Genomic DNA, 19,184 nt, shown 5'->3' with positions numbered 1-19,184 from the left:
CCGTCACCGTATCGGGCGGTGGAGTCTCAGGAGAACGGTGAGCAGGTCACGGTCGGTCAGGACACCGAGCACCGTACCGTCGGACTCGACGACGACCAGCGCGTCGCGGCGGTGCCTGAGCAACTGCTCTCCCGCCGTCACCACGTCGGTGTCGGGAGAGACGAAGGTCGTCTCGGTGTCGGCGACGACACGTCCGGCGGTGTGCTGCTTGAGGCCCAGCGGGTCCAGGGTCCAGACGGCGGCGAGGTCGCGGTCGCTGATCAGACCGAGGGCCCGATCCCCGTCGACGACGCCGACGTGGTGCAACCGGGTGGTGATCATGTTGTCCATCACCGCCCACAACGTGTCCTCGGGGCCCACCGAAACCACCGGGCCGTGCATCACCTCGCGCACTGTCGGGATCCGCGGACCCGTGTCCGAAGCGGACTGCGTCGTCTCGGTCATTGCATTGCTCCTGCCGTGTGTGTCGCATCGGGAATCGGGCGGCCGTAATCCTCGCCGGGTATGGCACCGACGGTGACCACCGGGCAGCGTGCACAGCGCAGGCACTCGCGCGTGACGGGTCCGAGCGGGCGCCCATCCGCCTGGCGGGGCCGGCTGCCCAGGACGAGCAAGGCCGCCTCGTGAGCCGCGCCGAGCAGTACCGACACGCTCGGCCCCTCGATCGGGCGGCGGACGACGGTGAGGTCGGGCCGGACGTGGCGTGCGCACTGCTCGGCCGCGTCCAGCAGCTCGCGGACCCGCCGTCGCTGCTCGGTCGGGTCGACGAGGGTGTGCATCGGTGCGTAGTGGGCACGGTGGGCGGACGCCGGTTCCCAGGCGTGCACCAGGTGCAGGACGGCCCCGCGCAGGGCCGCCTCGCGGGCTGCCCACCGAACGGAACGGCGGTTGACCGAGGAGTCGGGATCGATCCCGACCACGACGCATGGCGGCGTGCTGTGCGACGGTCGCGTGTCCATGAGTTCCTCCTCTACGAGGGGTACGCCCCCACCCTGCTCCGCCCCGGGCGATCCGCACAGGGTCTCCCGGCCCGGTCCCGAGGTCTTTTCCAGGGCCGTTCGGCCCTGCGCGATACGTCACCGAGCGATATCTCGCCCCGTTTCGTCCGGCGAAGGGGAGACGCGTCACCGGCCATACGCGCAATGCCCTACGAGCACCACGCCCTGTGGATGCGGAAGCCTTGTGACGTGGTCACACAGTGCTCTTCGGACGGTGTCAGCCGTGGCCCGTGAGATACATGGCGAGCCAGATCGCCCCGCCGATGAGATGGGTGCCGAACAGAAACAGGAGCATCCAGCGGATGATGCCGCGTTCGATGTCCTTCTGGGATTCGCCGTTCCTCACCGGCGGACGTGGCGCGGATACGGGGACTCGGGAAGTCTCGGGCGGTCGATCGTTCACGACGGATGTCCCTGCGGGAGAGTGGGTGCGCCTTCCCCGGAGTGCGACCCGGTTGCGGTGGGGCGGATACGCAACCGTGCGCCGTCGACTGCGGCTCGGTCGAGCGCGGTGCGTACGGCGGCGGCGTCGATCCGCCTCGTGGGTAGTGGGGTTCCGTTCCGGGGGATGACGGTGATTTCGTATGTCACGGTGGATGCCTTTCTCAAGGGTGATCGGATGCGCCGGGCCGGCGTCCATCGCGACGGTCGGGTGATCCGCCACCGTCTCGCCCCGTGGGCGATGTCGTGGCGGGTGGTGTCGGCGCCTGCGTGTTCGGCGGGCGGAGCCGACGACCCCGTGCAGCCACCGGCCGCGCCTTCGAGACCTGGGCGAGTCGACGGCGAGAGAACGCGATTCCCGATCATGGGACATTCTTCAAACGGGCGTTACCCCGGTTCCCCACAGGAGGTTCGGCGGGCAATATCCCCGCGCCGTGCAGACGACGCCGGGCCGCCGCGATCGCCTCGGGCGTACTCGCGAAGACACGTCCCTCGGCGCCCAGTCGATCCACCACGCCGAAGGCGTCGAGGGTGCGCTGGTGGTCGGGCCGTATGCCGGACACGTAGACGGTGATGCCGCGGTGCTCCAGTCGCTCGACGACCTCCTTGAGCACGAGTGCCCCCGACGCGTCGAGCGTGCTGATCCGCGACATGCGCAGGATGACCGCGTGCGCGTCGGCGACCTGCGACAACTCCGCCAGAAAACGGTGCGCTGCGGCGAAGAACAGCGGGCCGTCCAGGCGGTAGGCCACGATGTGCTCGGCCGGCAGGGCGTGTTCCTCCGCGCCGTGGTCCTTCGGCAGATCCTCGCGCAGCGGTACGTTCTCCACCCGGACGTTCCTGGCGACCGCGCGCAGCGCCAGCGCCCCGGCGACCAGCAGGCCGAGGACGACCGCCTTGACCAGGTCCAGGGCGAGGGTGGCGGCCGCGGTCAGTACCAGGATCAGCGCGTCGGAGCCGGTCGCGCGAGCCATCGCCCGCACCGAGCCGACCTCGACCATGCGGATCGCGGTGGCCAGCAGCACCCCGGCGAGTGCGGCCAGTGGGATCTTCGCCACCAACGGCGCGGCGGCGAACACCACCGCCGCCAGGACCACCGCGTGCGTGATCGCGGCCAACCGCGAGGCGGCGCCGGTACGCACATTCACCGCGGTCCGCGCGATCGCCGCCGTGGCCGGGACCCCGCCGAACAACGGCACGACCAGATTGGCGACGCCCTGGCCGAACAACTCCCGGTCCGGGTCGTGCTTTTGATCGACCGTCATACCATCCGCCACGGTCGCGGACAGCAGCGATTCCAACGCCGCGAGCGCGGCGACCGCCAATGCGGGCGCGAGCAGGGAGGACAACGCCGAGACGTCGAAGAACCCGAGATCCGGGGCGGGCAATCCGGCAGGCAACTCACCGATCCGCACCACATCGAGATGCGCGGTCTGCGCCACGACGGTCACCGCCGCGACCGCCGGCAGCGAGAACGGAACGGTCGGGCGGCGGCGCGCGCCCAACAACATGACCACCGCCACCGACCCGGCCAACGCCAAGGCGACACCGTCCGGTTCGCGAGCGAATGCCTCGACCGCCCGCCACGCCACCACCGCGGTGTTGTCACCCTCCGGCTTGGGCACCCCCAGCGCTGCCGGGACCTGCTGCAGGGCGATGACCCCGGCGATTCCGAGGGTGAAGCCCTCCACCACCGGGGCCGGGATGTACGCCATGTACCGCCCCGCCCGGGCGAACGCCAAGCCGATCAGCAGCAGCCCGGCGAGGAAGCCCACGGTCAGCACGCCGTTCGCGCCGTACTCGTGCACGATGGGCACCAGCACCACGGTCATCGCCCCCGTCGGCCCGGAGACCTGAAGGTTCGACCCACCGAACACCGCCGCGACCACCCCCGCGACCACCGCGGTCGCCAGCCCCGCCTCCGCGCCCAATCCCGACGAGATCCCGAACCCGAGCGCCAGCGGCAGCGCCACGATCGCCACCGTGAACCCCGCGAGCAGATCGCGACGCGGCGCGCGGCGCATCGCCGCGACATCGCCGCGCTCGGGCAACAGGGAACGCATCCGCGCGAACATCCGGACGAGCGGAGTGCTCATCGTGCGTCGGCCTCCGCCTCACGCAACTCTTCCAACAGTTCGTTGCGTCCGGCCAGCATCTCGGTGAGGATGCGTCGCGCCGCGCGCATCAGGTCGGCGACGTCACCACCTGCCAGGGCGTAGACCACGGTCGACCCGTCGCGACTGGAGGTCACGATCCCCGAGCGACGCAGGACCGCCAACTGCTGCGACAGGCTGGACGGCTCGATCTCGATCGCGGCGAGCAGATCACGCACGGGCAGCGGTCCGTCCTGGAGCAGTTCCAGGACCCGGATGCGCACCGGATGCCCGAGCATGCGGAAGAACTCCGCCTTCGCCTGATACAGCGGAATCGGCGCCTTCATTGGTTTCTCCCGTACTCGTAACCACCCGCGAACCCGACTCGGACCGACTCGATGGCCCGGCCGTACCGCACACTTAGTTCAGCATGTGTGCAATTGAAGAAATTTGCAATCGTTCAATTGATCAATCTTCGGGAGGCGACTCGTCGTCGGGTGCGCGCGCCACACGTGCCTGCCTGGAGCAGTCACCGTCGGACCGGGATCGACCTGCGTGGGCAACGCATCCGTTACCGCCCGGGTGCGGCGTCAGGTCGCCCTTCGCCGCGGATCCATTGCCGCGCCCGCCGCGTTCCTGCACGGTTCCGGCCTCATGTTGTGCCCTCCGCCCGGGCGAGCCGGGCAGCCGAGTGTCAGCCCACCCGGTCCCAGCCGCGACGTGGCTGGTGGCTGCCGAGCCGGGTGGTGTCGCGGCTGCGGTAGACGATATAGGGGCGGGTCAGATATCCGAGCGGGGCGCTGAACACGTGGACGAGTCGGGTGAAGGGCCACAGTGCGAAGAGCGCCATCGCGATCAGCCCGTGGAGCTGGAAGCCCAGTGGCGCCTCGCCCATGAGTTCGGGGTGTACGTCGAAGCGGAAGATCCCGCGGAACCAGACCGAGACACCGTCTCGGTAGTCGTAGTGCTCGAAGATATTGGCCGCCACCGTGTTGAACAGGCCGAGGAGGATCACCGCGGCGAGGAAGAGGTACATCACCTTGTCCATCCGGGTGGTGGCCGAGAAAACCGGACCCACGGTGCGTCGGCGGTAGATCAGGATGATCAGTCCGACGACTGTGGCCAACCCCGCCAGGGCGCCTACCGAGAAGGCCAGGAAGTGGTAGAGCCCCTCGGACACGCCGACCGCTTCCGTCCAGCTCTTGGGGATGCCCAGCCCGATCACGTGGCCGAAGAACACCCCGATGATGCCGAAGTGGAACAGGGGACTGCCGATCCGTAGGACGCGGTTCTCGTAGAGCTGGGAGGAGCGGGTGGTCCAGCCGAACTTGTCGTAGCGGTAGCGCCACAGATGTCCCAGGGCGAAGGCCGTCAGGCAGATGTAGGGGAAGACCACGTACAGCAACTGATTCACGTGCGGGCTCCCGGGAATGTGGGCGTGGGCAGCAGGGTCGTCCCGCGCGACGCGGCAGGGCTGAACCGGGGATTGGCAAACGGTGCGAGTCCGACCTCCTCCTCGGGTGGCCCCTCTGCGGCGAGGCGGCTTACGGCGTCTCGCTCGTCGCCGCGCAACGGCGGCAGGGTCGCGGTGACGGCTGCGACCAGGCCGGCCCACGGAGAGTCCATGTCCCGCAGCGACAGCCGTAGCAGCTCGAGGCCGGCCCGGTGGTCGAGCATCAGCCCTCGGCCGAGCTCCCCGTCGATCGTCGCGGCGAACTCGAGCACGACGCACAAGTGGTCGGGCAGCTCCGCATCGTCGAGCGTGAAGCCGGCGCGCATGTAGACCTGCTTGAAGCGAAGCAGAGCGACCCCCCGTTTGCGGGTGTCCCCGTGGGCGAAGTAGGTCAGGAACAGGTTGCAGCGTCTGCGGGTGTCGAAGGTCTCGACGTACTGTGCCTGCAGCTCCGCCAACGGCGTGGCCTCCAGCCGCTCCACGGAGTCGCGAATCGACCCGCCGAGCGCCGAGGGCAATTCCCGTAGCGCCGATCGAACCAGCGCGATCCGTGCGGGGAGCTCTTCGTCCGGGTAGTCCAGCAGGAGGGAGACCGACTGCCACACGATGGTCAGCTGGTGTGAAGCCGGCGCAGGCTTCGCGCGAGTCCTGCTCAAGAGTCCGACCCCTTCGAGGGGAAGAGTCCGGAGGGCGAGCCCTTGCCGTCCCAGTTGAGCAAGTTGACCCGTTTGCCCTTGTCGTCGGGTCCCGCCAGGGAGTCGGAGGTCTGGCGGTCCTGCAGCATCCGGAAGTTCTCCACCGCGATCGGTGTCGGGGCGCCCGATCCTTCGCCGAACGGGCCGGAACCGCCCATCCCGGGCCCGCCCTCGTAGTCGAGCGAGCACTCGGTGGCGAGTTCTTCCAGGGAGTGGGCCTGCTCCGCGTGGGCGGACGGGATGACGTAGCGCTCGTCGTACTTCGCGATCGCCAGCAGTCGATACATGTCGTACATGTGCTCCTCGCTCATGCCGACGGCCGCGGGAATCGAGGCGTCGGGCTCGCGGCCCATGTTGATGTCGCGCATGTAGCACCGCATCGCGGCGAGCTTCTTCAGCACGGCGTCCACAGGCGAGATGTCGCCGGCGGTGAAGAGTTCGGCGAGGTACTCGACCGGGATCCGCAGCGCGTCGATCGCGGCGAACAGATTGCCTCGGTTCTCGGCGTCCTCGCCGGTCTCCTTGACGACGTCGACCACCGGGGAGAGCGGCGGGATGTACCAGACCATGGGCATGGTGCGGTATTCCGGATGCAGCGGCAGTGCCACCTTGTAGGTGGTGATCAGGGCGTGGACCGGGGAACGCTGGGCGGCGTCGATCCAGTCCCGGGGGATGCCGGCGTGCTCGGCCGCGCGCACGACCTCGGGGTCGGACGGGTCGAGGAAGACGTCACGCTGGGCCTCGTAGAGTCCTTGCTCGTCGGTGGTGGAGGCGGCCTCGAGTACCTTGTCGGCGTCGTACAGCATCAGGCCGATGTAGCGCAGCCGGCCGACGCAGGTCTCGGAGCAGATCGTGGGCTGCCCGACCTCGATGCGGGGGAAGCAGAAGGTGCACTTCTCGGCCTTGCCGGTGCGGTGGTTGAAGTAGATCTTCTTGTAGGGGCAGCCCGAGACGCACATCCGCCAGCCGCGGCACTTGTCCTGGTCGACGAGGACGATGCCGTCCTCCTCGCGCTTGTAGATCGCGCCGCTGGGGCACGAGGCGGCGCACGAGGGATTCAGGCAGTGCTCGCAGATGCGCGGCAGGTAGAACATGAAGGTCTGCTCGAACTCGAACTTCACCTTGTCGGCGATCTTCTTCAGCAGCGGGTCGCGGTGGCCGTTGGTCGTGGAGCCGCCGAGGTCGTCGTCCCAGTTGGCCGACCACTCGATCTTCATGTCCTTGCCGGAGATCAGCGACTTGGGGCGCGCGACCGGGGTGTGCTCCTGGGCGGGCGCGTCGGTGAGCGTGGCGTAGTCGTAGGTCCAGGGCTCGTAGTATTCGTTGATCGAGGGAAGCTTGGGGTTGGAGAAGATGGTCAGCAGCTTCTTGAACCGGCCGCCGCCCTTGAGCGTGAGCCGGCCCCGCTTGTTGAGCGTCCAGCCGCCCTTCCACTTCTCCTGGTCCTCGTAGGTGCGGGGATAGCCGAGCCCGGGCTTTGTCTCGACGTTGTTGAACCAGACGTACTCGGTACCGGAACGGTTGGTCCAGGCCTGCCTGCACGTCACCGAGCAGGTGTGGCATCCGATGCACTTGTCGAGGTTCATCACCATCGACATCTGCGCCATGACCCTCATCAGTAGGTCACATCCTGCGAGCGCTTGCGGATGACGGTGACCTCGTCGCGCTGGTTGCCGGTGGGGCCGAGGTAGTTGAACGCATAGGTGAGCTGGGCGTAGCCGCCGATCAGATGTGTGGGTTTGACCAGGAGCCGGGTGAGCGAGTTGTGGATGCCTCCGCGCTTGCCGGAGGTCTCGGCGATCGGTACGTCGATGAGCCGGTCCTGTGCGTGATACATGTACACCGTTCCCTCGGGCATCCGGTGTGACACGATCGCCCGGGCGACCACGACGCCGTTGCGGTTGACCGCCTCGATCCAGTCGTTGTCCTCGATCCCGACCTTCGCGGCGTCCCGGTCGCTCATCCAGATGTTCTGGCCGCCCCGCGAGAGGGAGAGCATGAACAGGTTGTCCTGGTATTCGGAGTGGATGGACCATTTGTTGTGCGGGGTGAGGTAGCGCACGGTGAGGCCTTCGACGCCCTGGCCGTCGGAGCCGTCCGAGACGTTGCCGAGGGAGGGTTCGGCGAACAGTGCCGCCATGTTCAGCGGGGGCCGGTAGACCGGGAGTCCCTCGCCGAGTTCGGCCATCCAGTCGTGGTCGAGGTAGAAGTGCATCCGCCCGGTCAGCGTGTGCCACGGCTTCTTGCGCTCGACGTTGATGGTGAAGGGCGAGTACCGCCGGCCGCCGCTCTCCGATCCCGACCACTCCGGTGACGTGATCACGGGCACGGGCGGGCCCTGGGTGTCGGCGAAGGTGATCTGTTTTCCCTCGTGCTCCTCGGCAAGGTCGGCCAGCCGCACGCCGGTGCGCTTCTCGAGAGTCTTGAACCCTTGGGTGGCGAGTGCCCCGTTGGTGGTGCCGGACAGTGCGAGGATCGCCTCGCAGACGTGCACATCTCGCTTCAGGGACGGCCGACCGGCCGCCGCACCCGTCCGGATCGTTCCGTTCTTGCGCCGCAAGTAGTCCACCTGTGCGCCGAGTTCGAAGGTCACCCCCTTGGTGGTCGCGCCGAGCGTGTCCACGAGCGGGCCGAGTGCGTTCATCTTCTCGGCCACGGCCCCGTAGTCGCGCTCGACCTCGACGAGCCTGGGCATCGTGACCCCGGGCACCGGCTCGCACTCGCCCTTCTTCCAGTCCCGCACGGTTCCGTGCGGATTCGCCATCGCGTCCGGGGTGTCGTGGGTGAGCGGCAGGGCCACCACGTCGTTGCGGACCCCCAGCCGGGTGGCGGCGAGCTCACTGAACTTCTCGGCGATCGTCTGCCAGGCATCCCAGTCCGTGCGGGTCTGCCAGGGCGGTGCGATGGCCGGGTTGAAGGAGTGCACGAAGGGGTGCATGTCCGTGGTGTTGAGGTCGTGCTTCTCGTACCAGGTGGCGGCGGGCAGCACGACGTCCGAGAAGATCGTGGTGCTGGTCTGCCGGAAGTCGATCGTCATCAGCAGGTCGAGCTTGCCCTCGGGGGCCTCGTCATGCCACTTCACGTCGACCGGACGTCGGTCCCGGGGTGTCTCGGTGGCCCGTACCGAGGAGTCGGCGCCGAGCAGATGCTTGAGGAAGTACTCGTTGCCCTTGCCGGACGAGCCGAGCAGATTGGCCCTCCAGATGGACAGGATGCGCGGATGGTTCTCGGGGGCGTCCGGATCCTCCCCCGCGAACTCCAGGGCCCCCGACTTCAACTGCTCGACCACGTACTCGCCCACCGGGGTGCCCGCAGCGCCGGCCTGGTCGCTCAGGTCGAGCGGATTCCGGTTGAAGGTCGGGTAGGACGGCATCCAGCCCATGCGTGCGCTCTGCGCGAGTACATCGGCGGTGCTCATTCCCGCGAGTTGCCCGCTGCCCGTCTTGGCGGACAGAGTGTCGGCGCCGAACCGGTCGTAGCGGAACTGGTTGGTGTGGAGATACCAGTACGCGGTCTGGATCATGTTGCGCGGCGGCCGGTTCCAGTCCAGCGCGTTGGCGATCTGTGTGTAGCCGGTGAGCGGCCGGACCTTCTCCTGGCCGACGTAGTGGGCCCAGCCGCCGCCGTTGACTCCCTGGCAGCCCGTCAGGTTGGTGAGGGTGAGGAACGCGCGGTAGATCGTGTCGGAGTGGAACCAGTGGTTGGTTCCGGCGCCCATCACGATCATCGAACGGCCCTTGGACTCCTCGGCGTTCGCGGCGAACTCGCGTCCGACCCTGGCCGCGGTGGAGGCCGGGACACCGGTGATCGTCTCCTGCCATGCCGGGGTGTAGGGCGACTCGGCGTCGTCGTACCCGGCGGCCCATTCTCCCGGAAGGCCGTCTCGGCCCACGCCGTACTGCGCGAGCAGCAGGTCGTAGACGGTGGTGACCAGGTGGCCGTCGACCCGCCGGACCGGCACACCACGCGGCAGATCGGCCGCCGCACCGTCGGGGGTGTCGAAGCGCGGGAAGCGGACGAGCACGCTCTCCCGCGAGGTGTCCATCAGCGTCAACTGGGGGTCGACATCACCGAGTTCCAGATTCCACTTGCCCACACCGGCGTCGCCGTAGCGGTGCCCCAGAGATCCGCCTGGAATGGTCGGCTGCCCTGTCCGCGCGTCGACGAGCACGGTCTTGAACGCGGCGTTCTCCTCATGCCGGTGCTCGGGGAGGTCGGAGGCGGTGAGGAACTTGCCCGCCGTGTACGTCTTCTCGCCGCTCGCACCCGGTCCGGCTGCTTCGTCGAGCCGGACCAGGTAGGGAAGATCGGTGTAGGTCTTGACGTACTGCGTGAAGTACGGGGTGTGACGATCGACGAAGAACTCCTTGAGCACGACGTGGCCCATGGCCATCGCCAGGGCGGCGTCGGTGCCCGGCTTGGCCGGCAGCCATTCGTCGGCGAACTTCACGTTGTCGGCGTAGTCGGGGGCGACCGCGATGACCTTCTGGCCGCGGTACCGGGCCTCGGTCATCCAGTGCGCGTCCGGTGTGCGCGTCACCGGCAGGTTGGAACCCCACATGATGAGGTAGCCCGCGTTCCACCAGTCCCCGGACTCCGGGACGTCGGTCTGGTCGCCGAACACCTGGGGCGAGGCCACCGGGAGGTCGGCGTACCAGTCGTAGAAGCTCAGCATCGAACCGCCGATGAGGTTCACGAACCGGGCACCGGAGGCATGGGAGACCATCGACATGGCCGGGATCGGTGAGAACCCGGCCACCCGGTCGGGGCCGTACTTCTCGATGGTGTGCACGTGGGCGGCCGCGACGATCTCCGCTGCCTCCTCCCAAGTGGCGCGGACCAGACCGCCCTTGCCCCGCGCGGACTTGTACGCCTTGGCCCGCAGCGGGTTCTCGACGATGTGCGCCCACGCCCGCACCGGATCTCCGTCGTGCTGTGACTTCGCCTCACGGAACATCCGGAGCAGGACACCACGCACGTAGGGGTAGCGCACTCGGGTCGGCGAGTAGGTGTACCAGGAGAAGGCCGCGCCGCGTGGACAACCGCGGGGTTCGTATTCCGGCGAGTCCGGGCCGACCGAAGGGTAGTCCGTCTGCTGGGTCTCCCAGGTGATGATCCCGTCCTTGACGTAGACCTTCCAGGAACAAGAACCGGTGCAGTTGACACCATGAGTGGAGCGGACGACCTTGTCGTGGCTCCACCGGTCCCGGTAGAAGTCGTCGGCATCACGACCCCCGGTCTGCGACAGCGTCCTCAAATCGGCGGAGACCGTACCGCGGGTGAAGAACCGCCGGCTGCGCACCAACGCCTCGGCCACGGTCCCGTCCATCCCGACATCCTTGCTCATGGCACTCCCTGTCCTCGTGTGGCTCAGCGGACGATGATCAACGCACCGGCCGCCGTGAGGGGCACGATGACCGCTGACGGCGAACCGATCGGATCGAGTCGGTCCGGCCGTGGGCGTCGCCCACCGTCAACCAGGGCCCCTCGCGTTCCGCCGGGCCCGGACTGCCACCCGCCGCCGCGCTGCTCTACGACGTGCGTCGGCGCCAGGCAAGTCGCCGGCGTCCTCAAGCCGGCTGTACCGATGCCGAGTTCACCGGGTGTGTGGCAACAGTGAGCAGAATGGCGGATCTCTCGAGTGCCTCGAGGCTGTGCCGGGCCGGAGGCACAATGATCATGTCGCCGGTGACCCCGTCCCACGACGCCTCCGCGCACTGCAAACGGACCCGGCCACGCAACACGAGCAGCGTGGCCTCGCCAGGGTTCTCGTGTTCCGTGAGCGACTCTCCCGCCTCCAGTGCCACGAGCGTCTGACGCAGCACGTGTTCGTGACCGCCGTACACGGTTTGCGCGCTACGCCCCGATGCCGTCCCTGCGGCGCGTTGCATGTGCTCGCGGACCCGGGCATCCAGAGAGAACTTCCGCATGGCGCCGAGTCTGTCACTCATTCGATGACCGTCAATGCCCCGCTCGACCTTGCCGGCGGCGGCATTCGTCCACGTGTGTTTGGGACTTGTGGCACTACACGATCGGGTACTTCGCAGTTCGGCCGCCCGGCGGGAGGGTCGGATTCGCTCCCTGAGCGCGCGGGGTACCTGGTTGGGTGGCACCGCATTCGCGAAGGCTGCCATCTCGCCGACCTCGCACGTACCTATCTGCGGTGGAGCACACGCGAATTCCTCAACACGACGGAGCATGTTGGCGGGTCTGGCCGGGCCGAACGGCCCTGGCCCGCGCTCGGCCGGTCGCCGAATCTGGGCGTGGAGCCATTGCCGGAAGAAGCAGGCGCCATGTCCCGGACCATGCTTCGGGCCGTCCGGCTGCCGGCGAGACCGAGAGGAAACCTTGATGCGCCAGGTGGAGGAAGCGGCGGTCGATGAGCGGGCGGACAGGGGTGGCCCGATTCCGCCCGGTGCCCGGCCCGTGGTGATGCTGCTGCTGGCGACACTGGGATTCGCGATCAACTTCTGGGCATGGGCCCTGCTGAGTCCATTGGGGCCACGCTTCAAGGACACCTTGTTCCTCAGCTCGTTCGAGCAGTCGCTGTTGGTCGCCGTGCCGGTGATAGTGGGTTCTCTGGGCCGGATTCCGGTGGGGGCCCTGACCGACCGGTTCGGCGGGCGGGTGATGTTCCCGCTGGTCTCCGCGGCAACGGTGATGCCGGTGCTGTTCCTGGGATTTGCCGGCCACTCCTCGCTCGCCGCACTGCTGATAGGCGGGTTCTTCCTCGGCATCGGCGGCACGTCGTTCGCCGTCGGCGTGCCGTTTGTGAGCGCATGGTTCCCGCCCGAGCGGCGTGGCCTGGCCATCGGGATCTTCGGAGCGGGAATGGGCGGCACCGCGATCAGCGCCCTCACCACGGTGAAGCTGGTCGACGCCCACGGCATGGCCAACCCCTTCCTGATCACCGCCTTGGCGCTGGCCGCCTACGCGGTGCCGGCCGCCGTGCTGCTGCGAGACGCTCCCGGGCGTACGGCGCCGACCGAGCCACTCGGCCGGCGACTGGCCGCCACCGCCCGTCTGGGCATCACCCGACAGGCGTCCGTCCTGTACGCGGTTGCCTTCGGTGGGTACGTGGCGTTCTCGGTGTACCTGCCGACCTACCTGAAGACCGGCTACGGGCTGGACCAGGCCGACGCGGCGAACCGCATGGCGGGGTTCGTGCTGGTGGCGGTTGCGATGCGACCGGTAGGCGGCTGGCTGTCCGACCGCGTAGGGCCCACACGCGTGCTCGGTGCGGCCATGGCGGTCGTGGTCGTCGGCGCAGCCGTGCAGGCCGCCACGCCGACGTTGGCTCCCGTGGGCACAGTCGCATTCCTGACCATGGCCGCCGCCTTGGGCGCCGGCAGCGGTGCCACCTTCGCTTTGGTTGCTCTGCTGTCCCCGGCGAACATGGTGGGATCCGTCACCGGGATGGTCGGTGCGGCCGGCGGCCTGGGCGGATTCATCCCGCCGCTGGTCATGGGCACCATCTATGGTGCCACCGGCTCGTACGCCCTGGGACTGATCCTGCTTGCGGTCGTGGCACTGGCGGCGCTGGTCTACACGGTCACCGGTGTGCGCCGGGCGACAACCCGGCCCGCGGCGACCGGCACCGTGCCCCCAGCCGCGCAGTGAAAGAGGAATCCCATGTGTGAGTACTGCGGTTGCCAGTCGATCGACGCCATCGCCGAACTGACCGCCGAGCACGACAGCGTTGTCAATCTGATGAGCAACGTGTGGACCGCCCATCGCAGCGGAGACATCGCGGAGATGGCCCGGGGGCATGCCTGATCACGGCAATCCTCCGCCCACACACGCAGGTGGAGGAGCACGGCCTCTTCCCAGCCATGTCGGACGAGTTCCCCGACCACATAGCCGCGCTGGAGACGAACACCGCCGCTTCGAGACGGTACTGGGCGAGGCCGCCGACGGCATCCCGGCTGATCCCGACTGGCCCGACCGACTGATGGACGCGCTGGGCCTGCTGCGCGAGCACATCCTCAAGGAACAGGACGGAGTGTTCCCAGCAGCTCTGACGATCCTCACCTCTGAGCAGTGGGACATGATGGACGCCGTACGCGCCCGCGTCACCGACGCGGCCTCCACGCCGGCCCGATAGGCGTTCTGCCCAGGCGTGCGCCAGGGTCGTAAGTCCTGTGTCCGGCAGGGACAACCTGCCCTTCGACGGGTGACGTGCGGCCGATGTCCGACGACCCGACCCGGGTAGAGGATTCAACCGCAAGCGTGGATTCCGGTCGCGCTGACAGCACACCGAGGAGAGCGATGAATAGAAAGGCCGAGCCCGTCGGCGCGACGACATCGCCCAAATCCGCGTCACCGGCCGACACCGACGAACTTTCACGGATACTCGGGCTCTCGCAGGTCACGGCGCTTGGCGTCGGCAGGTCGTCGGCAGGTCGTCGGCACCGAAATATTTCTGCGACCATGACCATGCGCGAGCACGGCGACAAGCCGTTGCACCGGCTCTCGTTCGCCTACCTCGGCGACGCCCGCAACAACATGGGCAACTCGCTGCTCATCACGGGTGCGATGCTGGGCATGGACGTGAGCATGGTGGCCCCCAAGGCACTGTGGAACGACGACGAGATCGTCGCGCGCGCGAAGGAGATCGCGGCCCGCACCGGCGCCACCGTCACCCACACCGAGGACGTCACCCAGGGTGTCGCGGGCGTCGATTTCCTCCTATACCGGCGTGTGGGTCTCCATGGGCGAACCCAATGAGATCCGGGACACCCGTATCGCCCCACTCGAGCCCTACCAGGTCGACGCGGATGTCGTGAAGGCCACGGCCAACCCTGCCGTCAAGTTCCTGCACTGCCTCCTCGCCTGCCACGACCGCGCCGCCCGGTTCCATGGGCCTCGAGGTCGACGCCGCCTGCCGATTCGTCGAGACGACCGGTGACATGGCCGCCATCGGCGCACTCGACCAGACCGAAGAGATCCTGCGCGGCAACGCCGGGACCATCGTCACTCCCAGCGGCAACTACCCCGAGAACAGCCTGCTCTGACGCGCTCGCGCCCCGACACCACCATGCGGGCAGACGCCTGCCCCCACGCCTGCGGCGACCACGCAGATCATCACCAATTTGGAGGAAATCATGCTGTCCGAGCAATCCACTCCGGTCATTCGTGCCACGTTGCCCGTCGTCGGCGCGGCCCTCGGGGACATCTCCGAACGGTTCTACGTCGGTATGTTCGACGCCCATCCCGAACTGCTGCGAGACCTGTTCAACCGGGGCAACCAGGCCAACGGAGAACAAAAGCAGGCGCTGGCCGGATCCATCGCGGCGTTCGCCACCATGCTCGTGGAGCAGCCCGACGTCCGGCCCGACGCGATGCTCGCGCGGATCGCCAACAAGCACGCCTCTCTGGGCATCACATCCGGGCAGTACAAGATCGTCCACCACCACCTCTTCGCCGCGATAGTGGACGTGCTCGGCAGTGCCGTCACCCCTGACGTCGCCGCAGCCTGGGACGAGGTCTACTGGCTCATGGCCAACGCCCTCATCGCCGCCGAGGGACGCCTCTATCAGGAACACCGGCTTGCCGAGGGAGAGGTCTGGCGACCGATGGAGATCACTGGGCGGCGTGAGGAGACCCCCGACGCGGTCTCCTACACGCTGCAGCCCGCCAACGGCGGCTCCGCGGGCTCGTTCAGGCCTGGTCAGTACGTCAGCGTCCAGATCCGACTTCCGGACGGCGCACGGCAGATCCGCCAGTACAGTCTCTCGGCCGCGCCCGGCACCACGCACTGGCGTATCACCGTCAAGCGAGTCCACGGCGGGGCGAGCCCGGACGGCGAGGTCTCCTCCTGGCTGCACCGGAACGCCGCAGTGGGCGATGTCCTGACCGTTTCGGCGCCTTTCGGCGACCTCGTCCTGCCCGACGGCGACAATCCCTTGCTTCTCGCCTCCGCCGGAATCGGCGTCACTCCGATGGTGGCCATGCTCGACCACTTGGTGGCCACCGGTTCGACGCGCCCGGTGGTCGTCGTCCACGCCGATCGCAGCCCCGCCGATCACGCCCACCGCGACGAACAGCGGCGTCTCGTCCACGCGTTGCCGCACGCCGACCTCCACCTGTGGTACGAGGAGCCCGGCGACGAGGAAGCCTCCGTCGGCCGGGCCGACCTCGGCGCACTGGAACTCCCCGACGGTTCGACCGCGTTTCTCTGCGGTCCGCTGCCCTTCATGCGCACGGTACGCGGCGACCTGCTGCGTCGCGGTGTGCCCGCCGAGGCGATCCACTACGAGGTTTTCGGACCGGACCTTTGGCTCGGAGAGGACTGACCCCGACGCGGCGGGCCCGTCGTTCCCCATGGTTGGACAACCGTACATTCGGGGCCGGCGGCGTGAGCGACGGGCGAATATCGGTGTCCGAGGGCGTGGTTCTTTCGAACCTGCACCCTCGGACATCCGGCCGACCGTTGCCCGACGGTTGTTCTAAAACCCCGCCGGATGCCGAGGCGGTCAGGCTCGACTGCGAAAACCCACCGTCGAGCCGACGCCCACGGGCCGCTCCCTATGCCGATTCGAACCACGCGATCGCCACGATCCGCCTGCCACGAGCACACGAGGTCGCGGCATCTCGTGCAGCGCGGCACGGGTCCTGCCGCACAGTCAGCCTCACACCGGCGCCGAACAGAAACCGGGCGACCTCACCGAGCGAAACCGCCGCGCGGCCGCCGTCAATCAGGGTCGCCCGAACAGGGCCAGGGGAGTGCCGATGTCCTGGCAACGGCGCCTGACCTACGCCGGCGAGCTCTTGGCCGCGCGGCGACCGGGCCTGCCTCGGTTCGCGTCCCGCATGGCGGGATGGCTCCGATCGTCGTGCCGGTCCGCTCCTCGATGGAAGGCGCTGTGGTGCCCCGGGTGTTGAGCCCCGGGGCAGCACAGGACGGGTCGGACGCCGAACGCGGCGGGGTACCGGATGGTTCCGGCGGGGACCGTGCGGGTGTTGTCGAGGGCCATGGCCATCATGGCCTCGTCCGGTACCTCGAAGGGTGCGCGGATACCGAAGCGGGAGGCCGGTGTGAAGCCGAACCGCGGGTAGTAGTCGGCGTGTCCCAGGACGAGGACGAGGTTTTCGCCCATGGCCCGGGCGGCGTCGAGTGCGGCGCGGATGGCGGTGGAGCCGGCGCCGGTGCGCTGGGCCGAGGGCAGCACCGCGCAGGGCGCCAGGGCGAGGGCGGGTGCGCCGTCGACGTGGCAGCGGGTGAGCAGGGCGTACCCGGTCGCGGTGCCGTCGGGGGCGGTGCTGAGCATGGACAGGCCGTCGATCCACGCCGTCGGGTCGGCGCGCAGGGCGTCGACGATGTCGGCCTCCAGGGCGGTGGGGAAGGCCGCGAGGAGGATGTCGCGGATGGCCGGGATGTCCTCGGTGGTCTCGGGACAGGCGGTCCAGGTCGTCATGGTTTCGTCCTCGGTGGTGTCGGGGGTGTGGTCGTGGGGGCGGAGGATGGAGACGGCGTGGTTGTAGTCGCTGCCGTGTTCGCGCCGCACGTCGATCTCTGTCCGGTGTGCGGCCGGGGCCTCCGGCATGCCGGGGTGCTGCCGGTCCGCTCGGTCCATGCGCTGGGTGAGCGGCCTGTAGTACTCGTCCCACCGGTCGCTTTCCGGCAGCGACCGGTGCGCGTGGAGACGGTAGCCGGCGGCCTGTACGGCGTCGGTGTTCGCGGCGTGGGTGCGCAGCGGGTAGGCCGCGTCCCAGTAGGCGCGCACCGGGTCGGCGGGGCTGGGCACGGTCCATTCCATTTCGGTGACGACGAGGACGCCGCCCGGGGTGAGCAGGCGACGCCAGGCGCAAAGGGCGGCGTCGAAGCCGATGGTGTAGACGGACCCCTCGGCCCAGATCACGTGATCGGGGACGGGCAGCCGCTCCATCGAGCGGTTGACGACCGTGATCCGGTCGCCCAGGCCCCGGCGGGCCGCTTCGGCGGCAAGGCTGTCCAGCGGTCACGGACGCAGTTCAAAGAAGACCCCCGTGTCCGTGCAGGCCCCGCGCGGACCGACGTGCCGTGTCGGTCGGCGGCGTCGTGATCGACGCCCGCGCCCGATGCGGTTCCCCCTTCGCGGCCGCTGCGCCGCCGACGTGCGGCTGCGCCGGGTCGGACAGCCGTGGTCGGTCGAGCGGGGATTCAGGTTCGCGGCTTCGGAAGAATCGTGTTCGGGGCGGCCTGCCCTGGGCTCGGTCGTGCGCGTTCTCGCGTTCGGTGGCGTGAACGGCCGCGGCGCCGTGGCGTCGAGGAGTCTGCGGTCGGGCGCGTCGTCTGCGCAGGCGGCGGCCGGGGTGGACGGCGCCGCGGCAACACCAACAGCCGATCGGGCCGGGCCGGCCGGCCTGCCGTGGTTTTGTCGTCTGCGGTGCTCGACCAGGCGGGCGACAGGCGCCGGGATGGATGTCGTGACCGACGACCTGCTCCTGGGCGACCTGATCGGCCATTACATGGCGGCGGTCGCGGAACGCCTTCTCGCCGACGGTCATCACGTCGTCGGCTGCGACGCGCGTCCGCCCTACAGCGACGACAACGAACTCGCGTGCGCACGCGGGGGATCGGCCTCGCGTACACCTGCCGGCAGAGCATGCACCCGGGTCCGTACGAGAGCGAGCCGGCCTGGGACGCGGAATCCGGCTGGTCCCGCAGCGTCCGGGACACGGCCACGTCCGAGCCCGTACTCCCTCTCGGCCGGTGGGCCTGCGCCGGGCCCGTCCCGGCCCACGAACGCGTGGCCGCGTTCGTGGCGGCCCGCTGCTCGACGCCACCGCGGCGGGCAGCCCGAGACGACCCGCCTACCGGGAGGACCCGGGCGCCGTGCGCGCCCGCCTGCCCCGCCACACCCGCCAGCCCTGGACCCGACGCGTGGATGCCGCCCGCCGCCACGCCAACCGGCGCCACGCGCTCGAATACCTCGCCGGCGCCCGCGCCGGGGGAAGAACCCCTGTACGTCCCCGTGTCGAGGGGCGAGCCGAGGATGTTGAGCCGCCGGCCGGCGACCCGGCGAACGACCGACGCGTCGCATCGTCCGCCCCACACGCACCCCCACGGGCGGCCGACACGAGCCCGCCCCCGCACCCCGCTGCGCCGCTTCCTCGACCGCGAACTCTCGGCCGGAGCGAGACCGTCGCGCGAAAGCTCTCCCACGAACGCCGACGCCGACCTCCCGGTCGACGGCCTGCTCCCGGACGTCACGAGCACCAACCGGCCCGGGCACTCCGCCCGGAGCACCGTTCACCAACTGCTCGGCCACCTCCTCCCGGACACCCGAGCAGGACGGGCAGGCCCGCAGCCGCGTGGAGTCGGTGGGCCATCACACCGAGGGCGGGCGCTGATTCCTCCCGGCACGGGAAATCGTGCGCGCGTTCGTCTCTCCGCAGGCCGCTCCCTCGTTGCCCGAGTCGGTGATCGCGAGCGTGAACTCGCCGTGCGCGTAATCGGCCGGCACCGGTGTCGTTGACGCATCCAGGCGCCAGTTCGTTGGCGAGTTCGTCGAGGCAGAGG

15 protein-coding genes and 1 pseudogene are annotated in these 19,184 nt (G+C 69.0%); 5 read left to right on the top strand and 11 right to left on the bottom strand.

The features are described from left to right. Nucleotides 1–3: 3 nt before the first annotated feature. From ACIBM5_RS34015 to ACIBM5_RS33970, 10 genes are all read right to left on the bottom strand, one after another. Nucleotides 4–444 carry an HPP family protein gene (locus ACIBM5_RS34015; protein ID WP_396010494.1) on the bottom strand — a complete coding sequence of 147 codons (441 nt, stop codon included), beginning with the start codon at nucleotides 442–444 and terminating at the stop codon, nucleotides 4–6. Further along, the gene (locus tag ACIBM5_RS34010; protein WP_396010493.1) at nucleotides 441–959 is read right to left on the bottom strand and encodes a universal stress protein; all 519 of its coding nucleotides are present in this window, start codon (nucleotides 957–959) and stop codon (nucleotides 441–443) included. Before ACIBM5_RS34010 ends, ACIBM5_RS34015 begins: the two co-directional genes overlap by 4 nt. Nucleotides 960–1,215: 256 nt before the next feature. Then, nucleotides 1,216–1,344 carry a hypothetical protein gene (locus ACIBM5_RS34005; RefSeq protein WP_396010491.1) on the bottom strand — a complete coding sequence of 43 codons (129 nt, stop codon included), beginning with the start codon at nucleotides 1,342–1,344 and terminating at the stop codon, nucleotides 1,216–1,218. A gap of 457 nt (nucleotides 1,345–1,801) precedes the next feature. After that, nucleotides 1,802–3,535, bottom strand: coding sequence for a SulP family inorganic anion transporter (locus ACIBM5_RS34000; RefSeq protein WP_396010490.1), 1,734 nt, complete (start codon nucleotides 3,533–3,535; stop codon nucleotides 1,802–1,804). Continuing rightward, the gene (locus ACIBM5_RS33995) at nucleotides 3,532–3,879 is read right to left on the bottom strand and encodes an ArsR/SmtB family transcription factor (RefSeq protein WP_396010489.1); all 348 of its coding nucleotides are present in this window, start codon (nucleotides 3,877–3,879) and stop codon (nucleotides 3,532–3,534) included. Before ACIBM5_RS33995 ends, ACIBM5_RS34000 begins: the two co-directional genes overlap by 4 nt. A gap of 347 nt (nucleotides 3,880–4,226) precedes the next feature. After that, nucleotides 4,227–4,946: a respiratory nitrate reductase subunit gamma gene (gene narI / locus ACIBM5_RS33990; RefSeq protein WP_396010488.1), complete on the bottom strand. Its 720-nt coding sequence runs from the start codon at nucleotides 4,944–4,946 to the stop codon at nucleotides 4,227–4,229. Then, nucleotides 4,943–5,641: a nitrate reductase molybdenum cofactor assembly chaperone gene (gene narJ / locus ACIBM5_RS33985; RefSeq protein ID WP_396010487.1), complete on the bottom strand. Its 699-nt coding sequence runs from the start codon at nucleotides 5,639–5,641 to the stop codon at nucleotides 4,943–4,945. Before narJ ends, narI begins: the two co-directional genes overlap by 4 nt. Further along, nucleotides 5,638–7,296 carry a nitrate reductase subunit beta gene (gene narH, locus ACIBM5_RS33980; protein ID WP_396010486.1) on the bottom strand — a complete coding sequence of 553 codons (1,659 nt, stop codon included), beginning with the start codon at nucleotides 7,294–7,296 and terminating at the stop codon, nucleotides 5,638–5,640. The genes narJ and narH overlap by 4 nt, the downstream gene beginning before the upstream one ends. Further along, nucleotides 7,296–11,027 carry a nitrate reductase subunit alpha gene (locus ACIBM5_RS33975; RefSeq protein ID WP_396010485.1) on the bottom strand — a complete coding sequence of 1,244 codons (3,732 nt, stop codon included), beginning with the start codon at nucleotides 11,025–11,027 and terminating at the stop codon, nucleotides 7,296–7,298. The genes narH and ACIBM5_RS33975 overlap by 1 nt, the downstream gene beginning before the upstream one ends. A 223-nt stretch (nucleotides 11,028–11,250) precedes the next feature. Continuing rightward, a complete protein-coding gene (locus ACIBM5_RS33970) occupies nucleotides 11,251–11,610 on the bottom strand; it encodes a cupin domain-containing protein (protein WP_396010591.1) in 360 nt (119 codons plus the stop codon). 502 nt (nucleotides 11,611–12,112) lie between these two features. Between ACIBM5_RS33970 and ACIBM5_RS33965 the strand changes: the two genes are divergently transcribed. The 5 genes and pseudogenes from ACIBM5_RS33965 to ACIBM5_RS33945 all read left to right on the top strand — a co-directional run bounded on the left by ACIBM5_RS33965 (nucleotide 12,113) and on the right by ACIBM5_RS33945 (nucleotide 15,975). Continuing rightward, nucleotides 12,113–13,300 carry an MFS transporter gene (locus ACIBM5_RS33965; RefSeq protein WP_396010589.1) on the top strand — a complete coding sequence of 396 codons (1,188 nt, stop codon included), beginning with the start codon at nucleotides 12,113–12,115 and terminating at the stop codon, nucleotides 13,298–13,300. A gap of 12 nt (nucleotides 13,301–13,312) precedes the next feature. Next, the gene (locus tag ACIBM5_RS33960; RefSeq protein ID WP_396010484.1) at nucleotides 13,313–13,456 is read left to right on the top strand and encodes a hypothetical protein; all 144 of its coding nucleotides are present in this window, start codon (nucleotides 13,313–13,315) and stop codon (nucleotides 13,454–13,456) included. A gap of 657 nt (nucleotides 13,457–14,113) precedes the next feature. Further along, nucleotides 14,114–14,522: pseudogene (locus ACIBM5_RS33955) on the top strand (ornithine carbamoyltransferase subunit F); the annotation flags it as partial. Between the two features lie 16 nt (nucleotides 14,523–14,538). Next, nucleotides 14,539–14,694: a hypothetical protein gene (locus ACIBM5_RS33950; RefSeq protein ID WP_396010600.1), complete on the top strand. Its 156-nt coding sequence runs from the start codon at nucleotides 14,539–14,541 to the stop codon at nucleotides 14,692–14,694. A gap of 90 nt (nucleotides 14,695–14,784) precedes the next feature. Further along, on the top strand, nucleotides 14,785–15,975 hold the full coding sequence (locus ACIBM5_RS33945) for a globin domain-containing protein (protein ID WP_396010587.1): 1,191 nt from the start codon (nucleotides 14,785–14,787) through the stop codon (nucleotides 15,973–15,975). Between the two features lie 459 nt (nucleotides 15,976–16,434). Here the strand turns inward: ACIBM5_RS33945 and ACIBM5_RS33940 are convergent, their stop codons facing one another. Continuing rightward, entirely contained in the window at nucleotides 16,435–17,568 is a 1,134-nt protein-coding gene (locus ACIBM5_RS33940; RefSeq protein WP_396010483.1) for a GNAT family N-acetyltransferase, read from the bottom strand. Nucleotides 17,569–19,184 lie beyond the last annotated feature (1,616 nt).

This window comes from Embleya sp. NPDC050493, assembly GCF_044458105.1.
In the GTDB taxonomy this organism is placed as follows: Bacteria; Actinomycetota; Actinomycetes; order Streptomycetales; family Streptomycetaceae; genus Embleya.
This window is presented reverse-complemented; position numbering and strand designations above follow the sequence as displayed.